At 72.0% G+C, this 26,476-nt stretch carries 26 protein-coding genes; 9 read left to right on the top strand and 17 right to left on the bottom strand.

Features of this window, described 5'->3' with window-relative positions:
• The first annotated feature begins 63 nt into the window (after nucleotides 1-63).
• The 4 genes from ACWDR0_RS25475 (at nucleotide 64) to ACWDR0_RS25460 (ending at nucleotide 3,777) form a co-directional block, all read left to right on the top strand.
• Nucleotides 64-318 (top strand): hypothetical protein, encoded by a 255-nt coding sequence (locus ACWDR0_RS25475; protein ID WP_456354084.1) that lies wholly within the window; start codon nucleotides 64-66, stop codon nucleotides 316-318.
• Between the two features lie 151 nt (nucleotides 319-469).
• Entirely contained in the window at nucleotides 470-739 is a 270-nt protein-coding gene (locus tag ACWDR0_RS25470) for a hypothetical protein (RefSeq protein ID WP_456354083.1), read from the top strand.
• On the top strand, nucleotides 732-1,355 hold the full coding sequence (locus ACWDR0_RS25465; protein WP_456354082.1) for a DUF6879 family protein: 624 nt from the start codon (nucleotides 732-734) through the stop codon (nucleotides 1,353-1,355). The genes ACWDR0_RS25470 and ACWDR0_RS25465 overlap by 8 nt, the downstream gene beginning before the upstream one ends.
• Before the next feature lie 19 nt (nucleotides 1,356-1,374).
• The gene (locus tag ACWDR0_RS25460) at nucleotides 1,375-3,777 is read left to right on the top strand and encodes an ATP-binding protein (RefSeq protein ID WP_456354081.1); all 2,403 of its coding nucleotides are present in this window, start codon (nucleotides 1,375-1,377) and stop codon (nucleotides 3,775-3,777) included.
• Nucleotides 3,778-3,874: 97 nt separating this feature from the next.
• Here ACWDR0_RS25460 and ACWDR0_RS25455 read toward each other — a convergent pair whose 3' ends face one another.
• The 5 genes from ACWDR0_RS25455 to ACWDR0_RS25435 all read right to left on the bottom strand — a co-directional run bounded on the left by ACWDR0_RS25455 (nucleotide 3,875) and on the right by ACWDR0_RS25435 (nucleotide 9,457).
• Nucleotides 3,875-4,744: an NAD(P)H-binding protein gene (locus ACWDR0_RS25455; protein WP_456354080.1), complete on the bottom strand. Its 870-nt coding sequence runs from the start codon at nucleotides 4,742-4,744 to the stop codon at nucleotides 3,875-3,877.
• A 149-nt stretch (nucleotides 4,745-4,893) separates the two neighbouring features.
• Nucleotides 4,894-6,270 carry a glutamine synthetase family protein gene (locus ACWDR0_RS25450; protein WP_456354079.1) on the bottom strand — a complete coding sequence of 459 codons (1,377 nt, stop codon included), beginning with the start codon at nucleotides 6,268-6,270 and terminating at the stop codon, nucleotides 4,894-4,896.
• Between the two features lie 46 nt (nucleotides 6,271-6,316).
• The gene (locus tag ACWDR0_RS25445) at nucleotides 6,317-7,522 is read right to left on the bottom strand and encodes a cytochrome P450 (protein WP_456354078.1); all 1,206 of its coding nucleotides are present in this window, start codon (nucleotides 7,520-7,522) and stop codon (nucleotides 6,317-6,319) included.
• Between the two features lie 240 nt (nucleotides 7,523-7,762).
• Nucleotides 7,763-8,752 carry a porphobilinogen synthase gene (gene hemB, locus ACWDR0_RS25440; protein WP_456354077.1) on the bottom strand — a complete coding sequence of 330 codons (990 nt, stop codon included), beginning with the start codon at nucleotides 8,750-8,752 and terminating at the stop codon, nucleotides 7,763-7,765.
• A gap of 117 nt (nucleotides 8,753-8,869) precedes the next feature.
• Nucleotides 8,870-9,457 carry a DinB family protein gene (locus tag ACWDR0_RS25435; RefSeq protein ID WP_456354076.1) on the bottom strand — a complete coding sequence of 196 codons (588 nt, stop codon included), beginning with the start codon at nucleotides 9,455-9,457 and terminating at the stop codon, nucleotides 8,870-8,872.
• A gap of 162 nt (nucleotides 9,458-9,619) precedes the next feature.
• Here ACWDR0_RS25435 and ACWDR0_RS25430 point away from each other — a divergent pair, with 162 nt between their 5' ends.
• Both ACWDR0_RS25430 and ACWDR0_RS25425 read left to right on the top strand, forming a co-directional pair.
• Nucleotides 9,620-9,853, top strand: coding sequence for a hypothetical protein (locus ACWDR0_RS25430; protein WP_456354075.1), 234 nt, complete (start codon nucleotides 9,620-9,622; stop codon nucleotides 9,851-9,853).
• Nucleotides 9,854-9,865: 12 nt separating this feature from the next.
• A complete protein-coding gene (locus ACWDR0_RS25425) occupies nucleotides 9,866-10,102 on the top strand; it encodes a hypothetical protein (RefSeq protein WP_456354074.1) in 237 nt (78 codons plus the stop codon).
• Between the two features lie 127 nt (nucleotides 10,103-10,229).
• Here ACWDR0_RS25425 and ACWDR0_RS25420 read toward each other — a convergent pair whose 3' ends face one another.
• From ACWDR0_RS25420 to ACWDR0_RS25400, 5 genes are all read right to left on the bottom strand, one after another.
• On the bottom strand, nucleotides 10,230-11,894 hold the full coding sequence (locus ACWDR0_RS25420) for a uroporphyrinogen-III synthase (protein ID WP_456354073.1): 1,665 nt from the start codon (nucleotides 11,892-11,894) through the stop codon (nucleotides 10,230-10,232).
• Nucleotides 11,891-12,850, bottom strand: a complete 960-nt coding sequence (gene hemC, locus ACWDR0_RS25415; protein WP_456354072.1) for a hydroxymethylbilane synthase — start codon at nucleotides 12,848-12,850, stop codon at nucleotides 11,891-11,893. The genes ACWDR0_RS25420 and hemC overlap by 4 nt, the downstream gene beginning before the upstream one ends.
• Nucleotides 12,847-14,511 carry a glutamyl-tRNA reductase gene (locus ACWDR0_RS25410; protein WP_456354071.1) on the bottom strand — a complete coding sequence of 555 codons (1,665 nt, stop codon included), beginning with the start codon at nucleotides 14,509-14,511 and terminating at the stop codon, nucleotides 12,847-12,849. The genes hemC and ACWDR0_RS25410 overlap by 4 nt, the downstream gene beginning before the upstream one ends.
• Nucleotides 14,508-15,326 carry a redox-sensing transcriptional repressor Rex gene (locus ACWDR0_RS25405; RefSeq protein ID WP_456354070.1) on the bottom strand — a complete coding sequence of 273 codons (819 nt, stop codon included), beginning with the start codon at nucleotides 15,324-15,326 and terminating at the stop codon, nucleotides 14,508-14,510. Before ACWDR0_RS25405 ends, ACWDR0_RS25410 begins: the two co-directional genes overlap by 4 nt.
• A gap of 470 nt (nucleotides 15,327-15,796) precedes the next feature.
• Nucleotides 15,797-16,075, bottom strand: a complete 279-nt coding sequence (locus tag ACWDR0_RS25400; RefSeq protein WP_456354069.1) for a glutaredoxin family protein — start codon at nucleotides 16,073-16,075, stop codon at nucleotides 15,797-15,799.
• 124 nt (nucleotides 16,076-16,199) lie between these two features.
• On the opposite strand from ACWDR0_RS25400, the gene ACWDR0_RS25395 reads away from it, so the two are divergent.
• The 3 genes from ACWDR0_RS25395 (at nucleotide 16,200) to ACWDR0_RS25385 (ending at nucleotide 20,051) form a co-directional block, all read left to right on the top strand.
• Nucleotides 16,200-17,144: an HAD family hydrolase gene (locus ACWDR0_RS25395; RefSeq protein WP_456354068.1), complete on the top strand. Its 945-nt coding sequence runs from the start codon at nucleotides 16,200-16,202 to the stop codon at nucleotides 17,142-17,144.
• A gap of 434 nt (nucleotides 17,145-17,578) precedes the next feature.
• On the top strand, nucleotides 17,579-18,454 hold the full coding sequence (locus tag ACWDR0_RS25390; RefSeq protein ID WP_456354067.1) for an ECF subfamily RNA polymerase sigma factor, BldN family: 876 nt from the start codon (nucleotides 17,579-17,581) through the stop codon (nucleotides 18,452-18,454).
• A 310-nt stretch (nucleotides 18,455-18,764) separates the two neighbouring features.
• A complete protein-coding gene (locus ACWDR0_RS25385) occupies nucleotides 18,765-20,051 on the top strand; it encodes a DUF5667 domain-containing protein (RefSeq protein ID WP_456354066.1) in 1,287 nt (428 codons plus the stop codon).
• 133 nt (nucleotides 20,052-20,184) lie between these two features.
• Here ACWDR0_RS25385 and ACWDR0_RS25380 read toward each other — a convergent pair whose 3' ends face one another.
• The 7 genes from ACWDR0_RS25380 to ACWDR0_RS25350 all read right to left on the bottom strand — a co-directional run bounded on the left by ACWDR0_RS25380 (nucleotide 20,185) and on the right by ACWDR0_RS25350 (nucleotide 26,297).
• Nucleotides 20,185-21,357, bottom strand: a complete 1,173-nt coding sequence (locus tag ACWDR0_RS25380; RefSeq protein ID WP_456354065.1) for a lysophospholipid acyltransferase family protein — start codon at nucleotides 21,355-21,357, stop codon at nucleotides 20,185-20,187.
• Nucleotides 21,358-21,389: 32 nt separating this feature from the next.
• A complete protein-coding gene (locus ACWDR0_RS25375; protein WP_456354064.1) occupies nucleotides 21,390-22,460 on the bottom strand; it encodes an NAD-dependent epimerase/dehydratase family protein in 1,071 nt (356 codons plus the stop codon).
• 244 nt (nucleotides 22,461-22,704) lie between these two features.
• Nucleotides 22,705-22,803: a 30S ribosomal protein bS22 gene (locus ACWDR0_RS25370; RefSeq protein WP_003948845.1), complete on the bottom strand. Its 99-nt coding sequence runs from the start codon at nucleotides 22,801-22,803 to the stop codon at nucleotides 22,705-22,707.
• A 164-nt stretch (nucleotides 22,804-22,967) separates the two neighbouring features.
• Nucleotides 22,968-23,180, bottom strand: a complete 213-nt coding sequence (locus ACWDR0_RS25365; RefSeq protein WP_014046653.1) for a helix-turn-helix domain-containing protein — start codon at nucleotides 23,178-23,180, stop codon at nucleotides 22,968-22,970.
• Between the two features lie 128 nt (nucleotides 23,181-23,308).
• Nucleotides 23,309-24,121: a phosphatase gene (locus ACWDR0_RS25360; protein ID WP_456354097.1), complete on the bottom strand. Its 813-nt coding sequence runs from the start codon at nucleotides 24,119-24,121 to the stop codon at nucleotides 23,309-23,311.
• 265 nt (nucleotides 24,122-24,386) lie between these two features.
• Nucleotides 24,387-25,562 carry an acetoin utilization protein AcuC gene (locus ACWDR0_RS25355; RefSeq protein ID WP_456354063.1) on the bottom strand — a complete coding sequence of 392 codons (1,176 nt, stop codon included), beginning with the start codon at nucleotides 25,560-25,562 and terminating at the stop codon, nucleotides 24,387-24,389.
• A gap of 84 nt (nucleotides 25,563-25,646) precedes the next feature.
• Entirely contained in the window at nucleotides 25,647-26,297 is a 651-nt protein-coding gene (locus ACWDR0_RS25350; RefSeq protein ID WP_456354062.1) for an HAD family hydrolase, read from the bottom strand.
• Between the last annotated feature and the right edge of the window lie 179 nt (nucleotides 26,298-26,476).

Below are 26,476 nucleotides of genomic sequence, written 5' to 3'. Positions count from 1 at the left end.
GAGTTGGTGCGGAGACCGTTCAGCAGGCAGGTGGGAACCCCGGCACCCGGGGAGGCCGAGTTGATGGCGCTGAGCGAGACGCCGGGCGAACAGGCACGGGCAGAAGCGTTGAGTGGTGCCCTCGCCGCGCGGGCTGCCGTTGACCCGGAGTTCGCTGCCGCGCTGGACTCATGGCGCGGCCGGGTTCCAGCGTTGGTTGAAGGCTCGGTGACCAACACGGTCAGCGGCGGTACCCAGCATGGTCCGGTGATCCAGGGCCGGGACTTCTCCGGCATCACCTTCAACCGTCCGGGAGTTCCTCCCTCGCGTGAGAGTTGAAGGCGCTTCGGTTGGCCCTTGGGCCGTCCCGGGCGGCCCAAGGTTCGGATGCCGTCGACGCAGGAGGCCGGGTCCCCTGATGTCCCCATTCAGGGTATGCCCGGTACCCTTGAGGCCACTGTCAGTAATGCCGTGGATACCGGAGGCAGCCGTGGCCCGCGCATGGGAAGCCGATCCGTCTGCGTTATTCGTCAAGCGCCTCGGTAAGTCGGCGACGGAGCTGGGCAACTCCAAGGACGACGACGAGTGCCCGGACATCTGGCAGCTGAGCAACGGTGACATTGCCGTGATCGGCCGCGATCTCACCGCGCACTACCGGTCGTGCCTGCCGGGCGAGGTGAACCTTGGGCCGGACGAGCGGCTGGTCGTCATCCCCGGCAACATGCTGAGTGCGGCGAAGGTGGACATTCCCGATGCTTGATCTCCTCGCTCCTGAACTCCCGGACGAGCTGGGTGAGCGGCTCACACGTGAGGACTACAAGCATGACTTCCGGGAGCGGCGCGCGGTCATCCGCGACGGGGAGTCCTGGAAACTGGAGCGGTTGCAGCACTTCGAGGAGACGAACGACGACAGCCGGGAGGCGCTGCGTCAGGGGGACTGGCCGGCAGTGTTGCGGCTGTTCGAGGCCGAGCGTGACGCCTTGGTCCGAAAGGCCAGGGACGAAGCATCGCGCGGGGCGGTCTTTCACCGTATTCGCGTAGTTGAGGAGCCGCTGACGCCGTATGTGCAGTGGGAGCTGCACTGGCTACGGCTGAGCGCGGAATGCGAGCATTCCGTTCGCGTCCTGCCTGCTCCCTTGGTGGCCGCAGCGGAGAGCGATGCGGTGCTGCCGGAGTTGAACCTTCTGGACGGTCGGGCTCTCTACCGGGTGCGGTACACGGCTGCTGGTCGACCGGACGGGGCGATCCGCTTCACCGATCCCGGCACCGTGCGGACCTGGGCGGAGTACCTGCGGGAACTGTACGCGGCTGCGGAGGACGTCCAGGCGTACTTCGAGCGTGCCGTGGCCGAACTGCCTCCGCCGCCCGCGGCCTGACGAAGGCACATCGGTCGACGTGCCCACAGAGGACAGCAGACGCCCCGGAGACTCGCAGAACGACCTTTCCGGATCGTCTCGCGATGTCGTGCAGGCCGGGAGCGTCACCGGTGACATCCACTTCCACCAGGCCGCCGCCCGGGGGCCGTCAGGGCCCGTCCCACGCCAGCTCCCGGCCGACGTGAACACCTTCGTCAACCGCTCCCACGAGCTGGGACAGCTGAACGCGGTGCTCGCCGACCAAAACGGCGGACGCGTCGTCGTCTCCGTTCACGTGGTGGCCGGCACGGCGGGCGCGGGCAAAACCTCGCTGGTCCTGCACTGGGCGCACCAGGTCAAGGACCAGTTCCCCGACGGCCAGCTCTTCGTCAACCTCCGCGGGTACGACCCCGGAGAACCGGTCACGGCCGCGCAGGCGCTTCAGCGCTTCCTGCGGGCCCTGGGCGTGGCCCCGGCCGACGTGCCCCAAGACGTCGACGACGCGGCAGCGATGTACCGCTCACTGATCGCCGACCGCCGGGTCCTGATCCTCCTGGACAACGCGGCCACGGTCAGCCAAGTCCGGCCGCTGCTCCCCGGCGGAGGAGACAGCCTCGTCGTGGTCACCAGCCGCAGCCGCCTGGCGGGCCTCTCAGTGCGTGACGGCGCCCGGAGGATCACCCTCGGCACGCTTCCGGAGCCCGAGGCAGTCGCTCTGCTGCGCGCGGTCACGAGGGGCTATCGACCCGAGGACGACGGCGACAGACTCGCAGAACTGGCGCACCTGTGCGCCCGTCTGCCGCTTGCCCTGCGGATCGCCGCCGAACGGGCCGCCAGCCACCCGCACATGCGGCTCGACGAACTCATCAGCGATCTGCGGGACGAATCCGCCCTCTGGGACGCCCTCAGTACCGGCATCGATGACGAGGCCGAAGCCATCCGTTCGGTCTTCACCTGGTCCTACCGCGCTCTGTCCACGGACTCGGCCCGTCTCTTCCGCCTCCTCGGCCTGCACCCTGGAGCGGCGTTCAGCCTTCCCGCTGCCGCCGCTCTCGGCGACGTCGCACCCGGTCGAACACGCCGGCTACTCGACGATCTGGTCGGGGCCCATCTGCTGGAGCAGACCGCTCCGGACCGATTCCAGTTCCACGACCTCTTACGCGCGTACGCCATCGACCTTGCGCAGGCGGAGGAGTCGTCCGGCCAGAGGCAAGCTGCGCGACGACGCGTCCTGAGCTGGTACCTCCACACCGCTGACGCCGCCCAGGCGTGGCTCTATCCGGTAGAGGATCATCTGCCACTGCCTGAACCCCTGCCGGAAGTCACACCCCTCGTCTTCACCGACTACAACGCCGCCATCGACTGGTCCGAACGGGAACAGGGCAACTTCCTCGCCGTCGTGCGCGACGCCGCCCGAAACGGAATGGACGAGACGGCTTGGCAGCTGGCCACCGTCCTGTGGTTCGCACGTCCCACGTCCTCGTCGGAACGGGACTGGCTGGAAATGAGCCGAATCGGGTTGGAGGCAGCGACAAGACGAGAGGACCGGAGAGCGCAGACACGGCTGCTCCTCCACACGGGCATCGCGCACAGGGCTCTGAACGGTTTCTCCGAGGGCTTGGTCGCTCTGGAGCGAGCCGTCACGTTGGCTCGCAGCTCGCAGAGCCGGTTCGACGAGGCCCAGGCGCTCAATCTCATGGGCCTGATCCATCTACGACTGCGCGAACTCGACCAGGCGGACACGTATTTCGGGCAGGCCATGTCCGTTTTCCGAGACCTGGGAGATGGTGTACGAACCGCCACCGCGCTCTCCAACATCGCCAGCACGCGCCTGAGCGCCGGCCGGCTGCCCGAGGCCGCCTCGGTCATCGAGGAGGCGCTTGCCGCGCACCGGTCCCTAGCCAATCGCGGCGGTGAAGGCAACGTCCTTCGGATCGCGGCCGCCCTGCGGCTCGAAGAGGGCGACGCGGATGCCGCCCGGCGTTCCATCGACGAGGCTCTCGACATCGCGCTCGCCCTCCGAGACCGCGCCCGGGAAGGCTTCTGGCTCCTCACCCTCGGCGATATCCAGCGCACCGTCGCCCAGCACGGCGACGCCCTGGCCGCCTACCAGCGCTCCGCCATGCTCTACCGACGCCTCGGCGACCGCAGCCGCGAAGCCCTGGCCTGGCGCGGCACGGGCCGGACGTATGCGGCGATGGACCGCCACGGCGAGGCCACCCTCTTCCACCGCCGGGCCGCGGCCGTTCACCGTGATCTGGGGGACACCTGGCAACTCGCCCTGGAACTCGACCACCTGGCCGCGGCCGTTCACCCGGAGGACCCCGAGACCGCCCGTGGCCACTGGATCGAGGCCCTGACCCATCTGACCCTCTATACCGACCCCCGGGCCGCGTCCGTCCGCTCCCGTATAGAGGCGCTGCTGACCCGAGCCGCCGGTTGACGCAGCAGCGGCACGAACGCCCTGATCCAGGTCAGCCGGTAGCAGGGAAGGGGCCATACGGGCGGGGGTCGCTCCACCGCGGCCCCCGCCCCACCCTCTACCGGAACACGGCCGCGTTCTCCCGCACCCACTCCGCGAAGGTCCGCGCCGGGCGGCCCGTGACGATCTCCGACGAGGCCTCCACCAGGGCGTCCGAGAGCTCCGGCTCCGGGGTGTCGCCGGCGGCCGCGTCCTCGCCGTCGTACGTTTCGAAGCCCAGCAGGAAGTCCGCCGCCTCAGCGGCGAAGCCGCCCTGGGCCAGATAGCGTTCCCGCAGCTCCTCCGGGGTGACCTCGGCGACGCGGATCTCCTCACCCAGTTCGCGGGAGAGGACGGCCGCCTGCTCCCGTACGGTGAGGAACTCCGGGCCGTTAAAGGTGTACGCCCGCCCGGCGTGGCCGTCCGCCAGCAGGGCGGTGACGATCGCGTCGGCGACGTCCGCCTCGTGGAGCGGGGAGGCCGCCCAGTCGGGCGCGGTGTCGTAGACCGTACGCTCCGCCCGGACCGAAGGGCCCCACAGCTCACGCTTGTTGGCGGCGAACTCGCCGGGCCTGACGAACGTCCACTCCAGGCCCGACGCCTCCACCGCCCGCTCCACCGGGAGGTGGAACGTGGTGTCGTAGCCGCCGGTCACCGCCGCCGACGAGAGCACCACGATCCGCCGCACCCCGGCCGCCTTCGCCAGGGCGACGGTCTCCTCCGCGGTGTCGGGGTACGGGAAGAGCACCAGCCGGTCGACGCCCGCCAGCGCCGCCGCCAGGCTCTCCGGCCGGGCCAGGTCGCCGACGGCGGGTTCGGCGCCCGCGGGGAAGGCCGCGGCCTTGGCAGGGTCGCGGGTCAGGGCCCGCAACGGCAGCCCGCGCCCGGCCAGTTCGTTCACCACCAGGCGTCCGACATTGCCGGTCGCACCGGTCACCAGGATCGTCATCCGTACCTCCGCCGCCTCGGCCGCGTACCGTGCGGTACACCGTACGCAGTATTCGGATAAGCAAAGGTACAGCGTACGCAGTTATCACGCGGTGGCGGTTGCGGTGGCAGTGGCGGTTGCGAAAGGCAGCACTCCTCCGCTGTACGCGGTCAGGGCGTGCCGTCGGCGTACATCATGTGCTCCCAGTCGGTGACGGCCGCGCAGAACCGGGCCCATTCGTCGCCCTTCAGCGCGAGATACAGCTCGGCGGTCTCCTCGGTCAGCCCGCCCCTGACCACGGCGTCCCCGGCGAAGGCCGTCAGCGCCTCGCCCAGGGTCGCGGGCAGCGCGGGGAACCGGACCCCGCCCGCGCCCCCGGCCTCCTGCGGCGGCCCGGGGTCGATCCGGTTCTTCAGGCCGTCGGCGACGGCGGCGAGCAGGACGGCATGGGAGAGATACGGGTTGACCATGGCGTCCGGGAGCTTCAGCTCAAGACGGCCGACGGCGGACAGCCGTACGGTGCAGGTCTTGTCGTCCATCCCCCAGTCGATCGCCCCGGGGGCGAACAGTCCGGCGTCCCAGTACCTCTTGTACGAGTTCACCGTGGATCCCATCACCGCCATGGCGCCCGCGGCATGGGCCAGGATGCCCCCGAGGACATGCCGTCCGGTCTCGGAGAGATGGAGTTCCCGGCGGCCGGGTTCGGCCAGGACGTTCTCGTCGCCGCGCCAGAGGCTGAGGTTGTGGTGGCAGCCGTTGCCCATGACCCCGGTGGCGCGCTTGGGCATGAAGCTGACCGTGAGACCGAGTTCGCGGGAGACCTGACGGCAGATCTGGCGGAAGGTCATCAGCCGGTCGGCGGTCAGCTCGGCCCGGTCGTACATCCAGTTCAGTTCGAGCTGCCCGGGGTCCTCGTAGTCGCCTTCGATCATGTCGAGCCCCATCGCCCGGCCGTAGCCGATCACCTTCCGGTAGATGGGCCTGCAGCGTTCCAGCTGCTCGACCTGGTACGCCGGACAGCCACCCGGGCGGTTGAACACCTCCAGACCGGGCCCGGTCCAGGTCACCTCGGGCTCGCAGCCGGAGCGGAGGACGAGCCCGGTCCGCTCGGTGAACTCCCGGTGCCGCCGGATCAGATGGCCGCGCACATCGGCCGCGAACGGCTCACCACCGCACTCCGGCCGGTGCGCCGGCTCGTAGGTGCGGCAGAAGAACCGGGCGACACCGGTGTCCCAGGGCAGTACGGCGAAGGTGTCGAGGTCGGGCAGGGCGGTGAACTCGGCGGCCCGGGTGCCGCCGCCCAGCAGGGTGCCGTGCCGGTCGGCCTGGATATCGGCCGCGACGGACCGGTGGAGCTGGACGCCCTTCTCCAGATTGCGGACCAGATGGACCGCGGGAACGACCTTGCCCACCACCCGGGCGCCGAGGGTGACCGTCTGGTAGTAGATGTACTCCACCCCGGCCTCGGCGATGCGCTTCCGTAAGGCGTCCACGGCCTCCCGGTCGGTGTTCTGTTCGCGGTGGCGGTCGAGCGCGGTGGTGCTCAAAGAGACCTCACAGGGTTAGCACGGCGGGGAAGGGGACCCACTCCGGTCAGGGAGCGGGGGTGAAGAGGAGCGGGAGGCGTACGGGGCCGGTGTTGCCGGAGTCGGGGAGGTGGACGGCGCCCTCGCCGGTCCGCAGGTCCCGCATCCGCCGGGCGAGCACCGGCAGTGCCTCCGCCATATCGGCGCGGGCGACGAAGTGGCCGAGGCAGTGGTGGACTCCGCCGCCGAAACCGAAGTGGGGTTCCCGTTCGGCGGTGATGTCGAAGGAGTACGCACCGTGGACCCGCGGGTCGGTACCGGCGGACTCGCTCCACAGCTGGACGGTCGTTCCGGCCGGGATGTCCAGCCCCCGGAAGCTGAAGTCCGCCACCGCCTCCCGGGTGATCCAGCGCACGGTGGGATCGACCCGCATCACCTCCTCGGCCGCGGGAGCGCCCAGCTCCGGCCGCTCGCCGAGGAGCCGCCACTGGGCGGGATGGCGGGCAAAGGTCCGCAGGGCCAGACCGAGTTGATGGCTGGTCGTGTCGAAGCCACCGAAGATCAGCAGCACCAGCCCGTCACGGAGTTCGGCACCGCTGAGCCGGTCGCCCTCCCGGGTGGCCCGGACCAGCCGGGAGACGAAGTCGTCGCGCTCCCGGCCCCGCCGGTCCGCGATCAGCTCGTCGGCGTAGGCGTACAGCGCGGCGAGGGCCCGCTCGATACGGTCGACGTCCCGGCGGACGTTCACCCCCATGGCGAGACCCAGCGCGGCGGACTCACGGGCGATGAACGGCCACTCCGGCTCCGGCAGGCCGAGGAGCACGGCGATCACCCGGGCCGCGTAGGGTTCGGCGAACTCCGAGACGAACTCGCAGTGGCCGCGGTCCGCGAACGCGTCCGTCAGCTCGGTGGCGAGGGCCCGGAAGCGGGGCAGCAGGGCCGCGGTCCGCCGGGCGGAGAAGGCCGGGTTCATCAGCCGCCGCAGCCTGCGGTGCTCCTCGCCCTCCCGGTGGAGTATCCAGCTCGCCCACCAGTCGGCGAGCGGCCCCTCGGTCACCCCGTTGCGGGCCAGCCAGGACACGCTCCCCTGCCGGAGCAGGGGGTGCTTGAGCAGCTCTTCCGTCTCCGCGTGGCGGAGGACCGCCGGGCCGTGGACGGTGCGGGCGTACCAGGACTTCTCGCGCGCCGCGTGGACCGCGGCGGAGGTGATCGAGAAGTCCGGATCCGTCACGTCGAACCAGGGCACGCCGTCCGTCGGAGCGGTACCCGCCATGGGAACCTCCGGCTCTGGGCACGGTTGGGGCGAGGCACAGACTCCGGGTGGCGGCGGAAGGCGTCAAGTAGAGGCGGGGAAATACGCCCTGAAGGTGTACACGCCGCGATCCGGCGGTCGGCCGGAACCGGCCGGCCGGGCCGCCCCCGGTCCGGGCGGCCCGGGGCGGGGTCCGGCCGACCGGTCCGCCGCCCCCGGAGGCACCCGGACCGGATCCTCGCCCGGCGGCCGCCCGGACCGTCAGAGCCCTCGCGCGACCTCCGTCGCCCAGTAGGTGAGGATCATCTGCGCCCCGGCCCGGCGGATCCCCGTCAGGGTCTCCAGGATCGCCTTCTCCCGGTCGATCCACCCCTTCTCCGCCGCCGCCTCGACCATCGCGTACTCGCCGCTGATCTGGTACGCGGCCACCGGCACCGACACCGACTCCGCGACCTTCGCCAGCACATCGAGGTACGGACCGGCCGGCTTCACCATCACCATGTCCGCGCCCTCCTCCAGGTCGAGGGCGAGCTCGCGCAGCGACTCCCGGACGTTCGCCGGGTCCTGCTGGTACGTCTTGCGGTCACCGCGCAGCGAGGAGCCGACGGCCTCCCGGAACGGGCCGTAGAAGGCGGAGGAGTACTTCGCGGTGTACGCGAGGATCGACACGTCCTCCTTGCCGATCGTGTCGAGCGCGTCCCGGACGACACCGACCTGGCCGTCCATCATTCCGCTGGGGCCCACGACATGGACGCCCGCGTCCGCCTGGACCTGCGCCATCTCGGCGTACCGCTCCAGCGTGGCGTCGTTGTCGACCCGGCCGTCGGCGTCCAGCACACCGCAGTGGCCGTGGTCGGTGTACTCGTCGAGACAGAGGTCCGACATGATCACCAGCTCGTCGCCGACCTCGGCCTTCACATCCCGGATGGCGACCTGGAGGATGCCGTCCGGGTCGGTCCCGGCCGTCCCGGCGTTGTCCTTCTTCGCGTCCTCCGGCACCCCGAAGAGCATGATCCCGGCGACCCCGGCCGCGCGCGCCTCCACCGCGGCCTTCCGCAGCGTGTCCCGGGTGTGCTGGACGACGCCGGGCATCGCGGAAATCGGCACGGGCTCGGAGATGCCCTCGCGGACAAAGGCCGGAAGGATCAGATCCGAGGGGTGCAGCCGGGTCTCGGCGACCATACGGCGCAGGGCGGGGGTGGTCCGCAGCCGCCTCGGCCGGGAACCGGGAAAGGAACCGTACGTACTCATAACACCCACGCTACGCCCCGGCCGGGGCGCGGCCGAAGCCAGTGCCCCCGCCCTCGGCCCACCGGCCCGGGAGCACACCGGCCCCCGGCCCCGGAACGCCCGCCTTACGCCACGGCCCTACGCCACCGCCCGCCGCAGCCGCACGGTCAGCCCGATCTCGGACACGTTCTTCGCCAGCTCGAAGTTCACCCACGCGGCCACCTCGGCCAGCGTGAACTCCGTGCCGCCGAAGAGCGGCAGCCCGGCGGTCCGTCCGGTGGAGTCCAGGTCCTCGTCCGTGAGCCGCACCAGCTCGGCGCGCCACTCGTCCTTCAGACCGCGCAGCCAGTCGGCGGCGGCCGTGGCGCCCCCGGGCCAGAAGATCTCCTCGCGCGCCGGGGCGCCGTCCCCGAAGCAGTGCCGGTGGGTGACCGTCCACCAGTAGCCGATATGCCAGGAGAGCCAGCCGATGGACGTGGTCGGTACGGGGTCGGGCTCCGGCACCTGCCAGTCGGGCACCCAGCGGCCCGCGCCGTCGGGCCGTACGGTCCACGCCCCGGGCGCGGGCTCCCAGAGATGGTCCTCGAAGTCCAGGCCCTGGAGGTGGTACTCGAAGAGGGCCCAGACCATGTCGAGCTGCCCGGCGAGCAGGGTGCCGCGGGCGGAGCGGGCGGCAGCGGGCGCGGTACCGGGTGCGGGATCGGGGGCGGGATCGTCGGTCGTCATGGCCGGAGACTCCCACCGGATCCTTGCCTCCGGCAATGGATTTGATGGTGCCCGGCGCGGGGCCGTGCTTCTCTTGCCGAGCGCCCCGGCCCCGCCGACGGACGGTCGGCTCCGCACCGGGCGCACCCGTCACCGCTCGACTTCCGCTCACCGGAGGCCCGCATGGCCGTTTTCGACGACGGAACGACGTTCAGGGCGACCGCCGAGTACGGCACGGGCGTCGACCCGGGCTGGGTAGGCGTCACCTTCTCCGTCAGCAACAACCTCCAGCTCCCGGGCGTGCCCGCGGTCACCGCGCTGGAGGTGGCCAACGCGCTCAACGCCCTGGTCCAGGGCAAGGGCTACCAGAAGCTCTTCTTCACCGGGCCCCAGGCGCAGGCGACCCTCAACCCGTAACCCTCTGCCCCTATGGAGGCGAACATGGCCGTCTTCGGCAATGGAACGACGTTCACCGGCACCAGTACCTACCCCGGCGGCAACCAGGGCGCGGTCACGGTGTCCTTCAGCCTCTCCAACGAGGACAACCCGGCGAACCGGGTCTCCCCCGTCGATATCGCCAACGCCATCAGCGCGGTGATCCAGGCCCAGGGGTACCCCCGGCTCGTCGTCAAGGGCTCCCCGGTGCCCGAGCCGCTCAACCCGTAAGCCCGCGCCGCCCCACGGTACGGAAAAGCCCGGTGGGGGCTCACCACCCCCACCGGGCCCACCGAACCCTCAGGTCGCCGTACTTCGCAGACGAAACGCTCAGATCGCCGTACGCCGTACGCGCCGCTCAGGTCGTCGTACGCCGTCTCCGCCCGCCCGGCCGCCGCTCGCTCGGCCGGGTGACGTGCTCGCCCGCCTCGACCGCCGCCGCCCGGCGCCCCGCGCCGAACTCGGCCAGCGCCTCGGCGAGCCGGTGCACCGACGGCTCCGGGGACAGCACGTCCACCCGCAGCCCGTGCTCCTCCGCCGTCTTCGCCGTCGCCGGGCCGATGCACGCGATCACCGTCACGTTGTGCGGCTTCCCCGCGATCCCGACCAGGTTCCGTACGGTCGAGGACGAGGTGAACAGCACCGCGTCGAAGCCACCGCCCTTGATCGCCTCGCGGGTCTCGGCCGGCGGCGGCGAGGCCCGCACGGTGCGGTAGGCCGTGACGTCGTCGACCTCCCAGCCCAGCTCGATCAGACCGGCCACCAGGGTCTCGGTGGCGATATCGGCACGCGGCAGGAACACCCGGTCGATCGGGTCGAAGACCGGGTCGTACGGCGGCCAGTCCTCCAGCAGCCCGGCCGCCGACTGCTCGCCGCTCGGCACCAGATCGGGCTTCACACCGAATTCGATCAGCGACTTCGCGGTCTGCTCGCCGACCGCCGCGACCTTGATCCCGGCGAAGGCGCGGGCGTCGAGCCCGTACTCCTCGAACTTCTCCCGGACCGCCTTGACCGCGTTCACCGAGGTGAAGGCGATCCACTCGTACCGGCCGGTGACCAGGCCCTTGACCGCCCGCTCCATCTGCTGCGGGGTACGCGGCGGCTCCACCGCGATCGTCGGCACCTCGTGCGGGACGGCACCGTACGAACGCAGCTGGTCCGACAGCGACGCCGCCTGCTCCTTCGTCCGCGGGACGAGCACCTTCCAGCCGAACAGCGGCTTCGACTCGAACCACGCGAGCTGATCGCGCTGCGCGGGCGCGCTGCGCTCACCGACCACCGCTATCACCGGCCGGTGGCCCTCCGGGGAGGGCAGCACCTTGCCCTGCTTGAAGACCTGCGCGATGGTCCCGAGCGTCGCGCTCCAGGTGCGCTGCCGGGTGGTGGTCCCGGCGACGGTGACGGTCAGCGGGGTGTCCGGCTTGCGGCCGGCCGCGACCAGCTCGCCCGCCGCGGCCGCGACCGCGTCCAGGGTGGTGGAGACCACGACCGTGCCGTCGCTCGCGCCCACCTCGGCCCAGCACCGCTCGCTCGCGGTGCGGGCGTCGACGAACCGGACGTCCGTGCCCTGCGCGTCCCGCAGCGGCACACCCGCATAGGCGGGTACGCCGACGGCGGCCGCGATACCCGGCACCACCTCGAAGGGAATGCCCTCCGCGGCGCAGGCCAGCATCTCGTGGCCCGCGTCCGCGTCGAGACCCGGATCGCCGCTCACCGCACGCACGACCCGCCTGCCGGTGCGCGCGGCCTCCATGACAAGATTGACCGCATCCCTGAGTACGGGGATTCCGGCGGCTGTTGACGCATCGTCAATGACCGTCAGCTCAGGCGTGCTGACGCTCGCCCGCGCATGGCCGCGCACCACGTCGAGCACATCGGGCTCGGCGATCAGGACGTCGGCTCCCGCGAGGGCCTCGACGGCCCGCAGGGTCAGCAGTCCCGGATCGCCGGGACCGGCACCGAGGAAAGTGACGTGCCCGTGTGCCGAGTCGTACGCCGTGGACAGGTGGGTGGTGGGGCTCAAGACGCTCGCTCCCCCATAAGACCGGCCGCACCCTTGGCGAGCATCTCGGACGCGAGTTCGCGACCGAGCGCGATGGCGTCGCCGTGCGACGTGGGTACGGGACCGGTGACGGATAGCTGCACCAGCGTCGCGCCGTCGGTGGTACCGACGACACCCCGCAGGCGCATTTCAGTGACAGCCTGGCCGTCGCCCAACAGGTCGGCGAGCGCCCCCACGGGTGCGCTGCAGCCGGCCTCCAGGGCGGCGAGCAGGGAACGCTCGGCGGTCACGGCGACCCGGGTGACCGGGTCGTCGAGCTCGGCGAGAACGGCGATCAGCTCCGTGTCGTGCGCGGGGCACTCGATCGCCAGGGCCCCCTGGCCGGGGGCGGGCAGCACAAAGTCGACCGACAGGAAATCGGTCACCTCGTCACTTCTGCCCATACGGTTCAGACCGGCCGCGGCGAGTACCACCGCGTCCAGTTCACCGCTGCGTACATATCCGATCCGGGTGTCGACGTTCCCCCGGATCGGGACGGTCTCTATACGGGTGTGGTGGGCCCGCGCGTACGCGTTGAGCTGCGCGGCGCGCCGCGGCGAGCCGGTCCCGACCCGGGCGCCCTCCGGCAGTTCGCCGAAGGCCAGCCCGTCGCGGGCGATCAGCACGTCCCGCGGGTCCTCGCGCTTCGGGATCGCCGCCAGCACCAGTTCGGCGGGCTGTGCCGTCGGAAGGTCCTTCAGCGAGTGAACCGCGAAGTCCACCTCGCCCGCGGCCAGCGCCTCGCGCAGCGCGGCCACGAACACGCCGGTGCCGCCGATCTGTGCCAGGTGCTCGCGGGAGGTGTCGCCGTACGTCGTGATCTCGACCAGCTCGACGGTACGGCCGGTCAGCGCCTCCACCGCCCGCGCCACCTGCCCGGACTGGGCCATGGCGAGCTTGCTCCGCCTGGTCCCGAGCCTCAGTGCCCTCTCGGTCATGATCGCCCTCGGTTCTCGGCGTCGGTCTCGCGGTCGTTCACATCGGCCCGGCTGACGGACGCCACGGTCTCCGGGTCGAGGTCGAAGAGGGTGCGCAGGGCGTCGGCGTACCCGGCACCGCCGGGCTCACCCGCCAGCTGCTTCACCCGGACCGTCGGCGCGTGGAGGAGCTTGTCCACCACCCGCCGTACGGTCTGCTGGATCTCGCCGCGCTGCTTCTCGTCGAGGCCGCTGAGACGGCCGTCGAGCCGGGCCAGTTCACCGGCGACGACATCGGCGGCCATCGCGCGCAGGGCGACGACGGTGGGCGTGATCCGGGCGGCGCGCTGGGCCGCCCCGAAGGCCGCCACCTCGGCGGCGACGATGTCACGGACCTGGTCGACATCGGCCGCCATGGGCGCGTCGGCCGAGGCCTCGGCGAGCGACTCGATATCGACGAACCGGACACCGGGGATGCGGTGGACGGCGTGATCGATATCGCGGGGCATGGCGAGGTCGAGCAGGGCCATGCGGACGGAGCCGCCCGGCCGGCGCACGGCCTGGCGGGGCGGAACGACCACGGCGGCGCCGGCGTTCTCCATCCAGAGGCCGTGCTGGGCCGGGTCGCCCGCGGAGGCGGGAGCGTGGGAATGGCCGTCGTCGAGGCCGACGGGGCAGCCCGTGTCACCGGCCTCGGCGGGCGCGCCGCCGAGGTCCCTGATCCGGACCCGGCCGTCGCGGCTGGCGGTCTCCGCGAGCCGCGCCACCAGGCTGCCGTCGGGTGCCCGCAGGGCACCGCCCGCGGCGGCCGGGAGGACCGCGCCCGCCAGGACGACGGAGGCGCCCTCGGGCACGGCGAGCGCGTCGGCGACCGCGTCGGCGGTGAGTACGAGCCCGGTCGCGCCGGTACAGGACACCACCGCGGATGCACGTGTCAGTTCGTCCGGCACCGCGCTCATCGGCACGGCCCGTACGGTTCCGGCGCCGAGCGCCGCGAGCGACGCGGCCAGCTTCTCGGCACGGTCGAGCGTGCGATTGGCGATGACGAGTTCGCGTACGCCGAGGCGCGCGAGGGTGGTCGCGGCGAGCGACGACATCGAACCGGCGCCGATCACCAGGGCGCGCTGGCCGGCCGCCCACTCCGCCGGATCGGCACCGGCGGCGAGCTGCTCCAGGCCGAAGCTGACCAGGGACTGCCCGGCCCGGTCGATCCCGGTCTCGCTGTGGGCGCGCTTGCCGACCCGCAGGGCCTGCTGGAAGAGGTCGTTGATCAGCCGCCCCGCGGTGTGCAGCTCCTGGCCGCGCGCGAGGGCGTCCTTGATCTGGCCGAGGATCTGGCCCTCGCCGACGACCATCGAGTCCAGCCCGCAGGCCACCGAGAAGAGGTGGTGGACGGCGCGGTCCTCGTAGTGCACATAGAGATAGGGGGTCAGCTCCTCCAGACCCACCCCGCTGTGCTGGGCGAGGAGCGTCGACAGCTCGGCGACGCCCGCGTGGAACTTGTCGACGTCCGCGTACAGCTCGATGCGGTTGCAGGTGGCGAGTACCGCCGCCTCCGCGGCGGGCTCGGCGGAGACGATGTCCTGCGCCAGCTTGACCTGCGCGTCCGCGGAGAGCGCGGCCCGCTCCAGCACGCTCACCGGCGCACTGCGGTGGCTCAGTCCGACGACCAGAAGACTCATGCCGGCATCACGGCGGGCATGTCCCCGTCAGGTCCCTTCCGCCCGGCGGTCCCGGCGCCGGGCGCCGGGGCGGCCGGCGCGTCCGCCGGACCCTCCGCCCGGACGTCCGCCCGGTCGGAGACGGCGGCGGTCCCGGGGGACACCTCGCCGCCGTCCCCGGACTTCCGCTGCTCGTGGAAGGCGAGGATCTGGAGTTCGATCGACAGGTCGACCTTGCGCACGTCGACGCCCTCCGGCACGGAGAGCACGGTCGGCGCGAAGTTCAGGATGGAGGTGACTCCGGCGGCCACCAGCCGGTCGCACACCGGCTGCGCGGCACCGGCGGGCGTCGCGATGACACCGATCGACACACCGTTGTCGCTGATGATCTTTTCGAGCTCGTCGGAGTGCTGGACCGGAATCCCCGCGACGGGCTTGCCGGCCATCGCCGGATCCGCGTCGATCAGGGCGGCGACCCGGAAACCGCGGGAGGCGAAACCGCCGTAGTTGGCGAGCGCGGCGCCGAGATTTCCGATACCGACGATCACCACGGGCCAGTCCTGGGTGAGCCCCAGCTCACGGGAGATCTGGTAGACGAGGTACTCGACGTCGTAGCCCACGCCACGGGTGCCGTAGGAGCCGAGGTACGAGAAGTCCTTCCGCAGCTTCGCGGAATTGACCCCCGCGGCCGCGGCCAGTTCCTCGGAGGAGACCGTGGGTACGGACCGCTCGGAGAGCGCGGTCAGTGCGCGCAGGTACAGCGGAAGCCGGGCGACGGTGGCCTCGGGGATTCCTCGGCTGCGAGTCGCCGGTCGGTGATTTCGGCCAGTTGCCACGGTGCTCCTGCGGGATGAGCGAGGCTCTAGGCGGCCGTGTGTCCCAAGACCGCCCCGTCGACAGCAGGCTATGTCTTTGTGAACGCGTGCACAAAGATTGTGTCCGTTTTGTCCAGTCAAAGTGACCGGGGTCACGCATGAGGATCCCGTAAACATGGAACCGCACACGGCATCGAACCGTTTCCCACCCGATGGGGGCAAAGCAACCCACTCTCCTCCGGCTCGCCCCCGAGTCCCCTTTACTCTGCCCCTCCCCCACCCCTCCCGGGTACCCCCCTGCGCCCACCCGGCCCCGGGAAACAGCCCCCGGGAGCGCCGCGAACAGACACCCGGGGGCGCGGGGAACCGCGCGAAACGCGACCATGGCCCGCAGCCGGAATCGTCCCCGCCGCCCCGGGCGCGCCCGGCAGGGCAGAAGCCCCGCACCTCTCGGGGGCGGCACCGCCCGCCGGGCGCAGGGCCCCGCCCCTTCAGCCCTCCAGCGCCCCCCGCAGGCGCCCCGCGTCGACCCGCCAGAAGGTGTGCTGCTCCCCGTCCACCAGCACCACCGGAATCTGCTCCCAGTACTCCCGGTGCAGCGCCTCGTCCCGGCTGATGTCCTTCTCCTCCCAGCGGGCCCCCACCGCCGCGCACACCTCCTGGACGACCGCCCGCGCGTCGTCGCAGAGATGACACCCGGGCTTGCCGATCAGCGTGACCACCCGGTCACTGGCCGCCTTCTTCTTCGTACGCCGCAGCAGTGGACTCATACGCCCATTCTCCGCCCCGCCGCACCCGCCCGCGCCGCCCCCCTCGCAGGACCGCCACCGGGAGTTCACCCGCCCGCGCCCGGGCCGCTCGGGAACTCCCGAACAGACTGGCTATGCTCGCGTTATGGCCGCACGTGGATGGCTCACCCCCCGACGGCGCTCCGCGACCGCGCGCAGCGTGCTCGCAGGCGAGGCCGCGGCCGAGGCCGCGCGCAAGGCGGCCGGCGAGCTGGGCGAAACGCCCGGTACCGCGCGGCCCCCGGCGAGGGACACCGTCCCCGACTTCCCCGTCGCGGGCGACACCCGCGCCGCCGCCTTCTTCGACCTCGACAACACCGTCATGCAGGGCGCCGCGATCTTCCACTTCGGCCGTGGCCTCTACAAGCGGAAGTTCTTCCAGCGCAGCGAACTCGCCCGGTTCGCCTGGCAGCAGACCTGGTTCCGGCTGGCCGGTGTCGAGGACCCGGACCATATGGCGGACGTCCGGGAGTCCGCGCTCTCCATCGTCAAGGGGCACCGGGTCTCCGAGCTGATGAGCATCGGCGAGGAGATCTACGACGAGTACATGGCCGACCGCATCTGGCCCGGCACCCGCGCCCTGGCCCAGGCCCATCTCGACGCGGGCCAGAAGGTCTGGCTGGTGACCGCCGCCCCCGTGGAGACCGCGACGATCATCGCCCGCCGCCTCGGACTGACCGGCGCCCTCGGCACCGTCGCCGAGTCCGTGGACGGCGTGTACACGGGCCGGCTCGTCGGCGAACCGCTGCACGGCCCGGCGAAGGCCGAGGCCGTCCGCGCCCTCGCCGCCGCCGAGGGCCTCGACCTCGCGCGCTGCGCGGCGTACAGCGATTCGCACAACGACATTCCGATGCTGTCGCTCGTAGGACATCCATACGCGATCAATCCGGACACCAAGCTGCGCAAACACGCACGCGAACGCGACTGGCGGCTGCGCGACTACCGCACCGGCCGCAAGGCGGCCAAGGTGGGCATCCCGGCGGCCGCCGGAGTGGGCGCGATCGCGGGCGGTACGGCCGCCGCGGTGGCGCTGCACCGCCGCCGGCGCTGACCCCCCGGGCCCCTTCCGGCGCGCCCGGCCCGCGGACCCGCACCCTGCCGTACCTGCGCCGGGTCCGTACCGCACCGGTACAGCACCCCTTCAACACCCGCACCACGGGCCGCAGAACACCTCTCGTCCCACAGGCCCGCCCCTCATCGGCCCGGCATACGAACAGGGCTGCGAAGGCGCCGGTTCCCACGCCCTGTCCATGCCACCCCACTCGGCCGATACCGAACGTTTCCGATCACCAAGTGCTCATATTCGATGAGCCAATGCGTCGTCCAGGGGTAACAGAAGCAACGGAAACGATGATTTGAGCAACTGGGCGTAGCACTGCCTGTACGAAGCGTTATTCTCCTCAGACGCATACGGGCCCCGCCGTCGCCACGACGGGTGAACGGACCCGCACTGCACGTGATGGAAGCTCTGCCTCTGGGAGTCCCGTGTACCCACACGTCGGGGTTGACGCCTCGGGCCTGGCTACGCTCCGCGCGACGGTCCTTGAACATCTGCGCGGCTTCGTCCCCACCGCGTACGCCGTCCCCGCCCTCGCCATGCCCCGCCTCACCACCGCCGGCGGCGGTCCCGCCGCCCCCTGCTACGCCCTGGCCGACGGCTACAAGGAGGGACCGGCGCGCAGCGCCCTCGTGGAGGGCAGGCGGGCCGGCGGCGGCCGCGCGGTCGCCAGAAGGAGCGGCCGGACCGGCTCCGGCGCCGCCTCCTCCGCCCCGGCCGCCGGGGCCGCGGTCCGCCGCCCCACCGCCGACAGCGACAGCGCCCGGATGATGGAGCTGGTCGAGCGCGCTCAGGCGGGCGAGGCCGAAGCCTTCGGCCGGCTCTACGACCAGTACAGCGACACCGTGTACCGCTATATCTACTACCGGGTCGGCGGGAAGGCGACCGCCGAGGACCTCACCAGTGAGACGTTCCTGCGGGCCCTGCGCCGGATCTCCACCTTCACCTGGCAGGGCCGCGACTTCGGCGCCTGGCTGGTGACGATCGCCCGCAATCTGGTCGCCGACCACTTCAAGTCCAGCCGCTTCCGGCTGGAGGTCACCACCGGCGAGATGCTCGACGCCAACGAGGTCGAGCGCAGCCCGGAGGACTCGGTCCTCGAATCACTGTCGAACGCGGCACTGCTCGAAGCCGTCCGCAAGCTCAACCCCCAGCAGCAGGAGTGTGTGACCCTGCGCTTCCTCCAGGGCCTGTCGGTCGCCGAGACCGCACGGGTCATGGGCAAGAACGAGGGTGCCATCAAGACCCTCCAGTACCGTGCCGTGCGCACCCTCGCCCGGCTGCTGCCGGAAGACGCCCGCTGAGCCGTGGGCACCAGAGTCCTCCCCGTCCCCCCACCCATGCCGTCCCGTCCCGCCACGGCACCGCGCAGTACCCCTCCCCCCGCCCGTCCCCCGACCCCAAGACACCCCTCGGTGACGCCTCGATGACGCACTGGTCCGATCATCTTTCGCGCGTAACCCAAGTGCCGCGCCGCTCGTTGTGCCGGATGCAGGCTCCCTGTGGTCACGCCCTGCCCGCAGCCACTCACCCGATCGTGTGGATGCGCGTAGAACGTGCAACCCTCCAGACCCCCAGGGGAGTCGATCGTCATGACGAGAGGAGGTGCCGCCAGTGATCGCGAACGTTTCGGCGCACCGGCGGGCGAACGCCTTCGCCCAGGCCCTGGAAGATCAGGCGGCCGCGGAGCGGTACGACGAGGGCGCCGACCCGGCACCGGACGGCCCCGAAGCCCCCGGTGATCCGCAGCCCACCGCTCCCACCGGTACCGCGACCGCGGCCCGGCGGGAGCAGCCGCGGCTGCTGGCCCTGGCGACCGGCCTCGGCGAGCTGCCCAAGCCGGAGCTGGACCCCGAGGTCAAAGTGGTGCAGCGGGCCCAGCTCGTAGCCGCCATGGAAGCCATGTTCCGGGAGGGCACGGCGGGCGCGGCGGCCGGCGAGGCCACGGGCCCTACGGTGCCCGAGCAGCGCAAGGCGGGCCGCGGCGCCCATCGGGCTTCACCTCTGCGGAAACTGCGGCCCCGTTCCCGCTGGTCCAAGGGCCTCGCGGCCGGCGGCCTCACGGTCGGGGTCGCGGCGGGCGCCTTCGGCGGGGTGGCGGCGGCGAGTTCCGACGCCCTCCCCGGTGATTCGCTCTACGGGCTGAAGCGCGGGATGGAGGACATCCGTCTCGGCATGGCCGACGGCGACAGCGACCGCGGCGAGCTCTATCTCGACCAGGCGTCCACCCGGCTGAACGAGGCCCGCAGGCTGATGGAGCGCGCCCGGTCCGGCTCGATGGACCACGAGTCCATCGGCGAGGTCCGCCGTGCGCTCAACGGCATGCGCCACGACGTCGGCGAGGCGCACCGGCTGCTCCACGCCGCGTACGAGCGCAACGGCTCGCTGGGGCCGATCCAGAAGCTGAACTCCTTCTCGCAGTCCCACCGCGAGAAGTGGAACGGCCTGCGGGAGCGGCTCCCGGCCCAGCTCACCGACGTCAGCAACGAGGTCGACGACGTCTTCACGGCCATGGAGGAGGAGGTCAGTCCCCTCCAGTCGCTGCTGCCCGCGCCGCCGGAGCAGGGCCGGGGCTCCGAGCGCCCCGGCACGTCCTCCTCGCAGAAGACCGCCGAGCGGCCCTCCGGGGACGCCCGTACCACCCCGTCCGCGACGGATTCCGCACCCGCGCCCGGCACCGGCGGCGGGCCGCGTCCTTCGGCGTCCGGACCGGGCCCGGCGGCCCCGAAGGACCAGGGGCTGCTGGGCGGGGCGGGCGATCTGCTCGACCCGCCGGCCAAGGGCACCACACCCCCGGCCGACGGCCGGACCACCCCGGAGCCGAAGCCGGACATCACCCTTCCGCCGCTGCTGCCCGGCCTCCTCCCCGGCCTCGGGCTGAGCGCGGAGGAGGACCGCTGAGCGACTGCCCCGGGGCGCGGTGACGCACCCCGGGGGCCCGCGGCCGCCGGACGTCCGGCAGTACGGTGCCGAAGAACGGTGAGGGGCCCGGATCTCGATCCGGGCCCCTCACCGTTCGTCCACCGGCAACTCGCTAGAAGAAGACCGACCGCCGCTGCACCAGCAGCTTGTAGAGCGTGTGCTGAATCTGCTCCCGCACCTGGTCGGTGAGGTTGAACATCAGCATCGGGTCCTCAGCCGCCTCCGGCGGATAGCCGTCCGTCGGAATCGGCTCCCCGAACTGAATCGTCCACTTCGTCGGCAGCGGTACCGCGCCCAACGGGCCGAGCAGCGGGAATGTCGGTGTGACCGGGAAGTACGGCAGCCCCAGCACCCGTGCCAGCGTCTTCGCGTTGCCGATCATCGGATAGATCTCCTCGGCGCCCACGATCGAGCAGGGCACGATCGGCGCGCCCGCCCGCAGCGCCGTCGACACAAAGCCGCCCCGGCCGAACCGCTGGAGCTTGTACCGCTCCCCGAACGGCTTCCCGATGCCCTTGAAGCCCTCGGGCATCACCCCGACGACCTCACCGCGGGCCAGCAGCCGTTCCGCGTCCTCCGCGCACGCCAGGGTGTGCCCGGCCTTCCGCGCCAGCTCGTTGACCACCGGCAGCATAAAGACCAGATCCGCCGCGAGCAGCCGCAGATGCCGGTCCGCCGGATGCCGGTCGTGCACGGCGACCTGGAGCATCAGCCCGTCGAGCGGCAGCGTCCCGGAGTGGTTGGCGACGACCAGGGCACCCCCCTCGGCGGGGATGTTCTCGATGCCCTTCACCTCGACCCGGAAGTACTTGTCGTACACCGGCCGCAGCAGCTCCATCAGGACCTGGTCGGTCAGCTCCTTGTCGTAGCCGAACTCGTCGACCTCGTACTCACCGGTGACCCGGCGCCGCAGGAAGGCCAGCCCGCTCGCCAGCTTGCGCTCCCAGCCGCTGCCGCTCCCCCCGGCGGCGGAGTCCGCGCCGGCACCGGGGTCGGGCGCCGGCGCGGCCGCGGGAACCGGCACCGGACCGGCCGGGCGCTCCGCGGAGTCCGCGGGGTTCGCGGGGTTGGCAGGGTTGGCAGGGTTGGCGGGGTCCGCGGCCGGTCCCGGCACCGCCGCCCGCCGGGCACCGCGCCGGCTCCGGCCGTCCCGGGCCACCGGAACGTCCCGTACGGCGGACGGCCCGTCCCCGCCGGCCGCCCCGGGCGCACGCCGCCGCCCGGTCCGCGGCGTACCGCCGCGGGCCCGGTCGTCGTCGAAGGGAATGACCTTGGCGTCCGCCATCGTCGTACGCTCCTTTCCGGATCCGGCGCCCGTTATCCGGCGTCGCTCTGCGTCGGGGCCGCCGGGCCGCCCGTCCGGGCGCCCAGTGCCTCCCCCACCCGGTCCACCGCCCGCGCCAGCGCCTGCGGCGGCACCAGCCCGGCCCCGCGGGCCCGGGCGAAGTCGGCGAAGGTCTCCGCGGTGGTGTAGCGGGGGACGAACCCCAGGGTCCGGCGCATCTGCTCGGTGCTGACCACCCGGCCGTGGGTCAGCAGCCGGATCTGCTCGGGCGAGAAGTCCGTGACCCCCACCGTACGCAGTGCCGAGCCGATCCAGGTCACCGCGGGCAGCGGCACCGGCAGCGTCGGCCGTCCCAGCCGCCGCGAGCACTGCGACAGCAGCAGCACCCCGTCCCCGGCGATATTGAAGGTGCCGCTGTTGAGGGCGGCGCGGCGCGGCTCGCGGAGCGCGAGCAGCAGTACGTCGATCACATCGTCCTCGTGGACGAACTGGAGCCGCGGGTCGTAGCCGAAGACCGTCGGCAGTACCGGCAGCGAGAGGAACTCGGCCAGCGGGGAGTCCGCGTCGGGCCCGAGGATATTGGCGAACCTCAGAACGCAGACCGCGACATCGGGGCGGCGCCGGGCGAAGCCCCGGACATAGCCCTCGACCTCCACGGCGTCCTTCGCGAACCCACCGCTCGGAAGCGACTTGGGCGGGGTGGTCTCGGTGAAGACGGCCGGATCGCGGGGCGCGGAGCCGTAGACACTCGTACTCGACTTGACCACCAGCCGCCGGACGGTGGGCGACTTCTGGCAGGCACCGAGCAGCTGCATGGTGCCGATGACATTGGTCTCCTTGACGGCCGTCCGGCCGCCGGCGCCCAGCGGGGTGCCGGTGACATCGAGATGGACGACCGTATCGACCCCGTGTTCGGCCAGTACCCGCCCTATCGCGGGCTGCCGGATATCGGCCCGGACGAACTCCGCGCCGCCGAGGCCGTGCGCGGGCACCACCGCGTCGACGGCGATCACCCGGTCGATCCGGTCGTCCCGCCCCAGGCTGCGCACCAGACGGCCGCCGAGCTGCCGGGCGGCCCCGGTCACGAGCACGACCTTTCCCAAGATCAGCGCCTTCCCTCGGCCATCTCGATCAACAGGTGAACCTCGAACAACAGCTGAACACGTTCACACGTTCAGACGCCACGGTAGCGGTTCGGCGTTGCCGGGAGATGTCCGCACCGGCCCTTTCCGCGGCGGTTCGCCCGCCGGACCGGCCGTACGTCCCCCGAACGCACTGCGGCCCTCCCGCCACAAGGGCGGGAGGGCCACGGTGATACGTACGACACGTACAGCCGTCGTTGACGCCTTACTTCTTGTTACGACGCTGAACGCGGGTGCGCTTGAGCAGCTTGCGGTGCTTCTTCTTGGCCATCCGCTTGCGCCGCTTCTTGATAACAGAGCCCACGACTACCCTCGCTCACTTCTCTTCACTCGGTGCGGGGCGTCTGGGCCCACACGACCTACGTCGGCCTAGCCTACCCGCCCGAGCTCCGAGCCCGTAATCCGAGGGCGCCGCCTGCCCGGCGTGCGCACCCCGGGGCACCCGCAGGTCACCTGCGGGGCACCCCGCTATGCGGATTCCACCCCCACGAAGGACTCGCGGAGATACTCGTGCACCGCCTGCTCCGGGACTCGGAAGGACCTCCCCACCCGGATCGCCGGCAGATGCCCGCTGTGCACCAGCCGGTACACAGTCATCTTCGACACCCGCATCACCGAGGCGACTTCCGCCACGGTAAGGAACTTGACCTCGTTGAGAGGCCTCTCGCTGCCAGCAGCCATGACCCACCTGTACCTTCCGCACATGACGCCCACCGGCTTCCCCTCCGGTGACTCTTCGTCGCTGTGCGCTCACTCCCCAGACTAGGGGCGGGTGGTACGAGTGGGGAAGAGGAGCAGCCAACGGCGGCCTAACCTGACAGACAGGCCCGTTTGAGTACATAGCGCATGAGCGGCCGGTAATGCGCCGACCGTACGGCGTCGTCGAGCGGTACGGCGACGGCGATCCGCCCCTCCGCCTCGCCGACGAAGACGGCCGGATCGTCGGCGTCCGCCGGGCCGATTGCCGAAAAACCCAGTTGACCAGCCGCGCAGAGCCAGCCGTGGTCCCCGACGACCAGATCGGGCAACGGCCCCCCGGCCACCGCCAGGGCCTCCAGGGCCAGCCGCAGGGGCAGCGGCGAGTGGGTGTGTGCGCCGGTTCCCGCCACGGTGCCCCGTGCGCCGCCTTCCCGCACCAGCGCGACCCCTCGTACGTATGCCAGCGTGCCCTGACGTACGCCGAACCGGGTCGTTATGTCGACAGTTCTGCCCTGCGCCGGTGTGAGGACGAGACAGCCCGCCGCCGACAAAGCGTCTGCGATTCCGCCGTAAAAGCCCAGGAGCCGGTGCGGATGGCCGGTTCCGAGCAGCACCGCGCCCCGCCGGGCGGCGACCGCGGACAGCCGCCCGGCGAAGGCGTCCAGCGCGTCCAGCGTCCGCTCGGGGTCGATGGTCTCGGGTCCCGAGACCCGTCCCGGATCGGCCGGAACACCACACCTGTCGGCGACGAGCGCGAGCACGTCCTGCTCGCTCCAGTCGTTTTCGGGGAGGAGCCCGAGCCGGGCCCGCGGATCACCGGCCGCGAACAGCCGGTACCGGCGGAGGCTGGCCTCCCGGGTCGTCGCGACGGTTCCCGCCAGACCGGAGGCCACCAGATGGGCCCGGAGCGCCCTTCGACTCATCGCCACAGGAACGATGCTGCCGCGGCGCCGAGCGGCCGGGCGGTGGTTTCCCACCCCGGTCCCGCGTTCGGCCCAACAGGGGCCCGCGGAGGCCGTTTTCACGCCTCTCCACATCCGGGCGGCGCCCGTCCGGTCGTGCGGAAGGCGTGTTGGCCGCGGCGGGCCCGTCGGACCGGGGAGGCCGCGGAGGGAGTGGTGCGGAGGGAGTGCTGGGGGGTTGCTGTCGGGGGAGGCCCCGCGGAGAGGTGCCGCGGGAAGGCGGGGCCTACGGCAGGAGGCCGCGCAGCGGGAAGACCGCCCGCCGGGTCGCCAGCACGGCCTGGTCCAGCCGGTCGGCCGGGTCGTATCCGGCGTCCCACTCCCGCCACCCCGGCTTCCGGCCGTCCGTCATCCGCCGCGGTCCGGACTGCCGGGTCAGCGCGTACACCCGGTCGCGCCAGTCCTGCGGCACCGCCGACTCCGGGTCGACGGGTGCGTGTGCGGCGATCCCCACGAGATGCGTCCAGGACCGCGGGACGACGTCGACGACCGCGTACCCGCCGCCGCCGAGGGCCAGCCACCGGCCGCCTTCGGTGTGCTCGTGCGCCAGCGTGTGGCAGGCCTCCTGGACCAGGCGCTGGGCGTCGAGGGAGACCGCCAGATGCGCGAGGGGGTCCTCGAAGTGGGTATCGGCGCCGTGCTGGGTCACCAGCACCTGCGGCCGGAAGCCGGCCAGCAGCTCGGGCACGACCGCGTGGAAGGCCCGCAGCCACCCTTCGTCGCCCGTCCCCGGCGGCAGCGCGACATTGACCGCCCCGCCCTCGGCGACACCCGCGGCGCCGGTCTCCTCGGGCCAGCCGGTGCCGGGAAAGAGGGTTCTCGGATGTTCGTGGAGGGAGATTGTGAGCACCCGCGGATCGCCCCAGAACGCGGCCTGCACCCCGTCCCCGTGGTGGACGTCGGTGTCCACGTACGCCACCCGCTCGGCGCCCAGCTCCAGCAGCCGGGCGATGGCGAGGGAGGCGTCGTTGTAGATGCAGAAACCGGCCGCGGAGCCCGGCATGGCGTGGTGCAGCCCGCCGGCGAAGTTCACGGCGTGCGCGGTGTCGCCCCGCCAGACGGCCTCGGCGGCCGCCACCGACTGGCCGGCGATCAGCGCGGAGGCCTCGTGCATCCCGGCGAAAGCGGGGTCGTCCGTCGTACCGAGCCCGTAGGCCTGGTCGGCCGTACGGGGATCCGCCGAGGCGGCCCGTACCGCGGCCACGTAGTCCGCCCGGTGGACGAGCCGGAGGGTGGAGTCTCCGGCGGGCCGCGCGGCGACGACGTCCACGGCCCGGTCGAGCCCGACGGCCCGTACCAGGCCCATGGTCAGTTCGAGCCGTACGGGGTCCATGGGATGGCCGTCCCCGAAGTCGTACGCGGTTACCGCTTCGTCCCACATCAGCATCGCCCGGCCGCTCATGCCCGCCACCGTATCCGGCCCGGGCCGCGGCCACCGCGCCGCCCGGGTGCGGCGGCCGGTGCCCCGGCGCCCCGGGCCGGGGGATCAGCCGCGGCCGAGCAGGCCGGGGAGCTCCTTCATCGACCCGAAGTACCCGGTGGCGCCTTCGAGTACGGCGGCCGGGGTCATCGCGGTGAACGCGTAGACGTCCATCCCGGCCGCCACCGCCGCCCGTACGCCGAGGACGCTGTCCTCCACGACGACGCAGCGCTCCGGCGGCACACCCATCCGCGCGGCCGCGTGGAGGAAGAGATCGGGGGCCGGCTTGCCGCGCCCGACGTCCTGGGCGCTGAACACGATCTCGTCGGGGAACCAGCGGTCGAGCCCGGTCTTCCGGTGTCCCACCCGGATCCGCCGGTGAGTCCCCGAGGAGGCCACGCAGTACGGAACCTTCTCGCCCGCCAGCAGGCCCAGGACGTCGACCACGCCTTCGACGGTCTCCAGCTCGCGCTCGAACGCGGCGAAGGTCCGCTCGTGGAGCGTCTCGTCGAAGTCCTCGGGCAGCCGCTGTCCGGTGCGCTCCATGACCAGATCGTGCACCCGGTGCACGGCGGCGCCCATGTAGTCGCGGAGCGAGTCCTCGTACGAGGTCGGATGCCCCAGCTCGGTGAGGTACTCGGCGAGGATGGCGTTGGCGACGGGCTCGCTGTCGACGAGCACCCCGTCGTTGTCGAAAATCACCAGGTCGTAGCTCATACGATCACCCTAGGCCGGGCCGGCCGGGTGCCTTCGTATCACCCCGGAAACCCCCGGCGCCTGTCCGGTACTGTCCGGAATCGTCCGGAAATGCAGAAAGGCCCCGCACCAAGGTGCGGGGCCTTCCCGGAAAAGTTGTTCGGCGGCGTCCTACTCTCCCACAGGGTCCCCCCTGCAGT

It is taken from the genome of Streptomyces sp. NPDC003691 (genome assembly GCF_053981115.1).
Note: the sequence above shows the minus strand (reverse complement) of the source record. Positions and strands in the feature narration are given on the sequence as shown.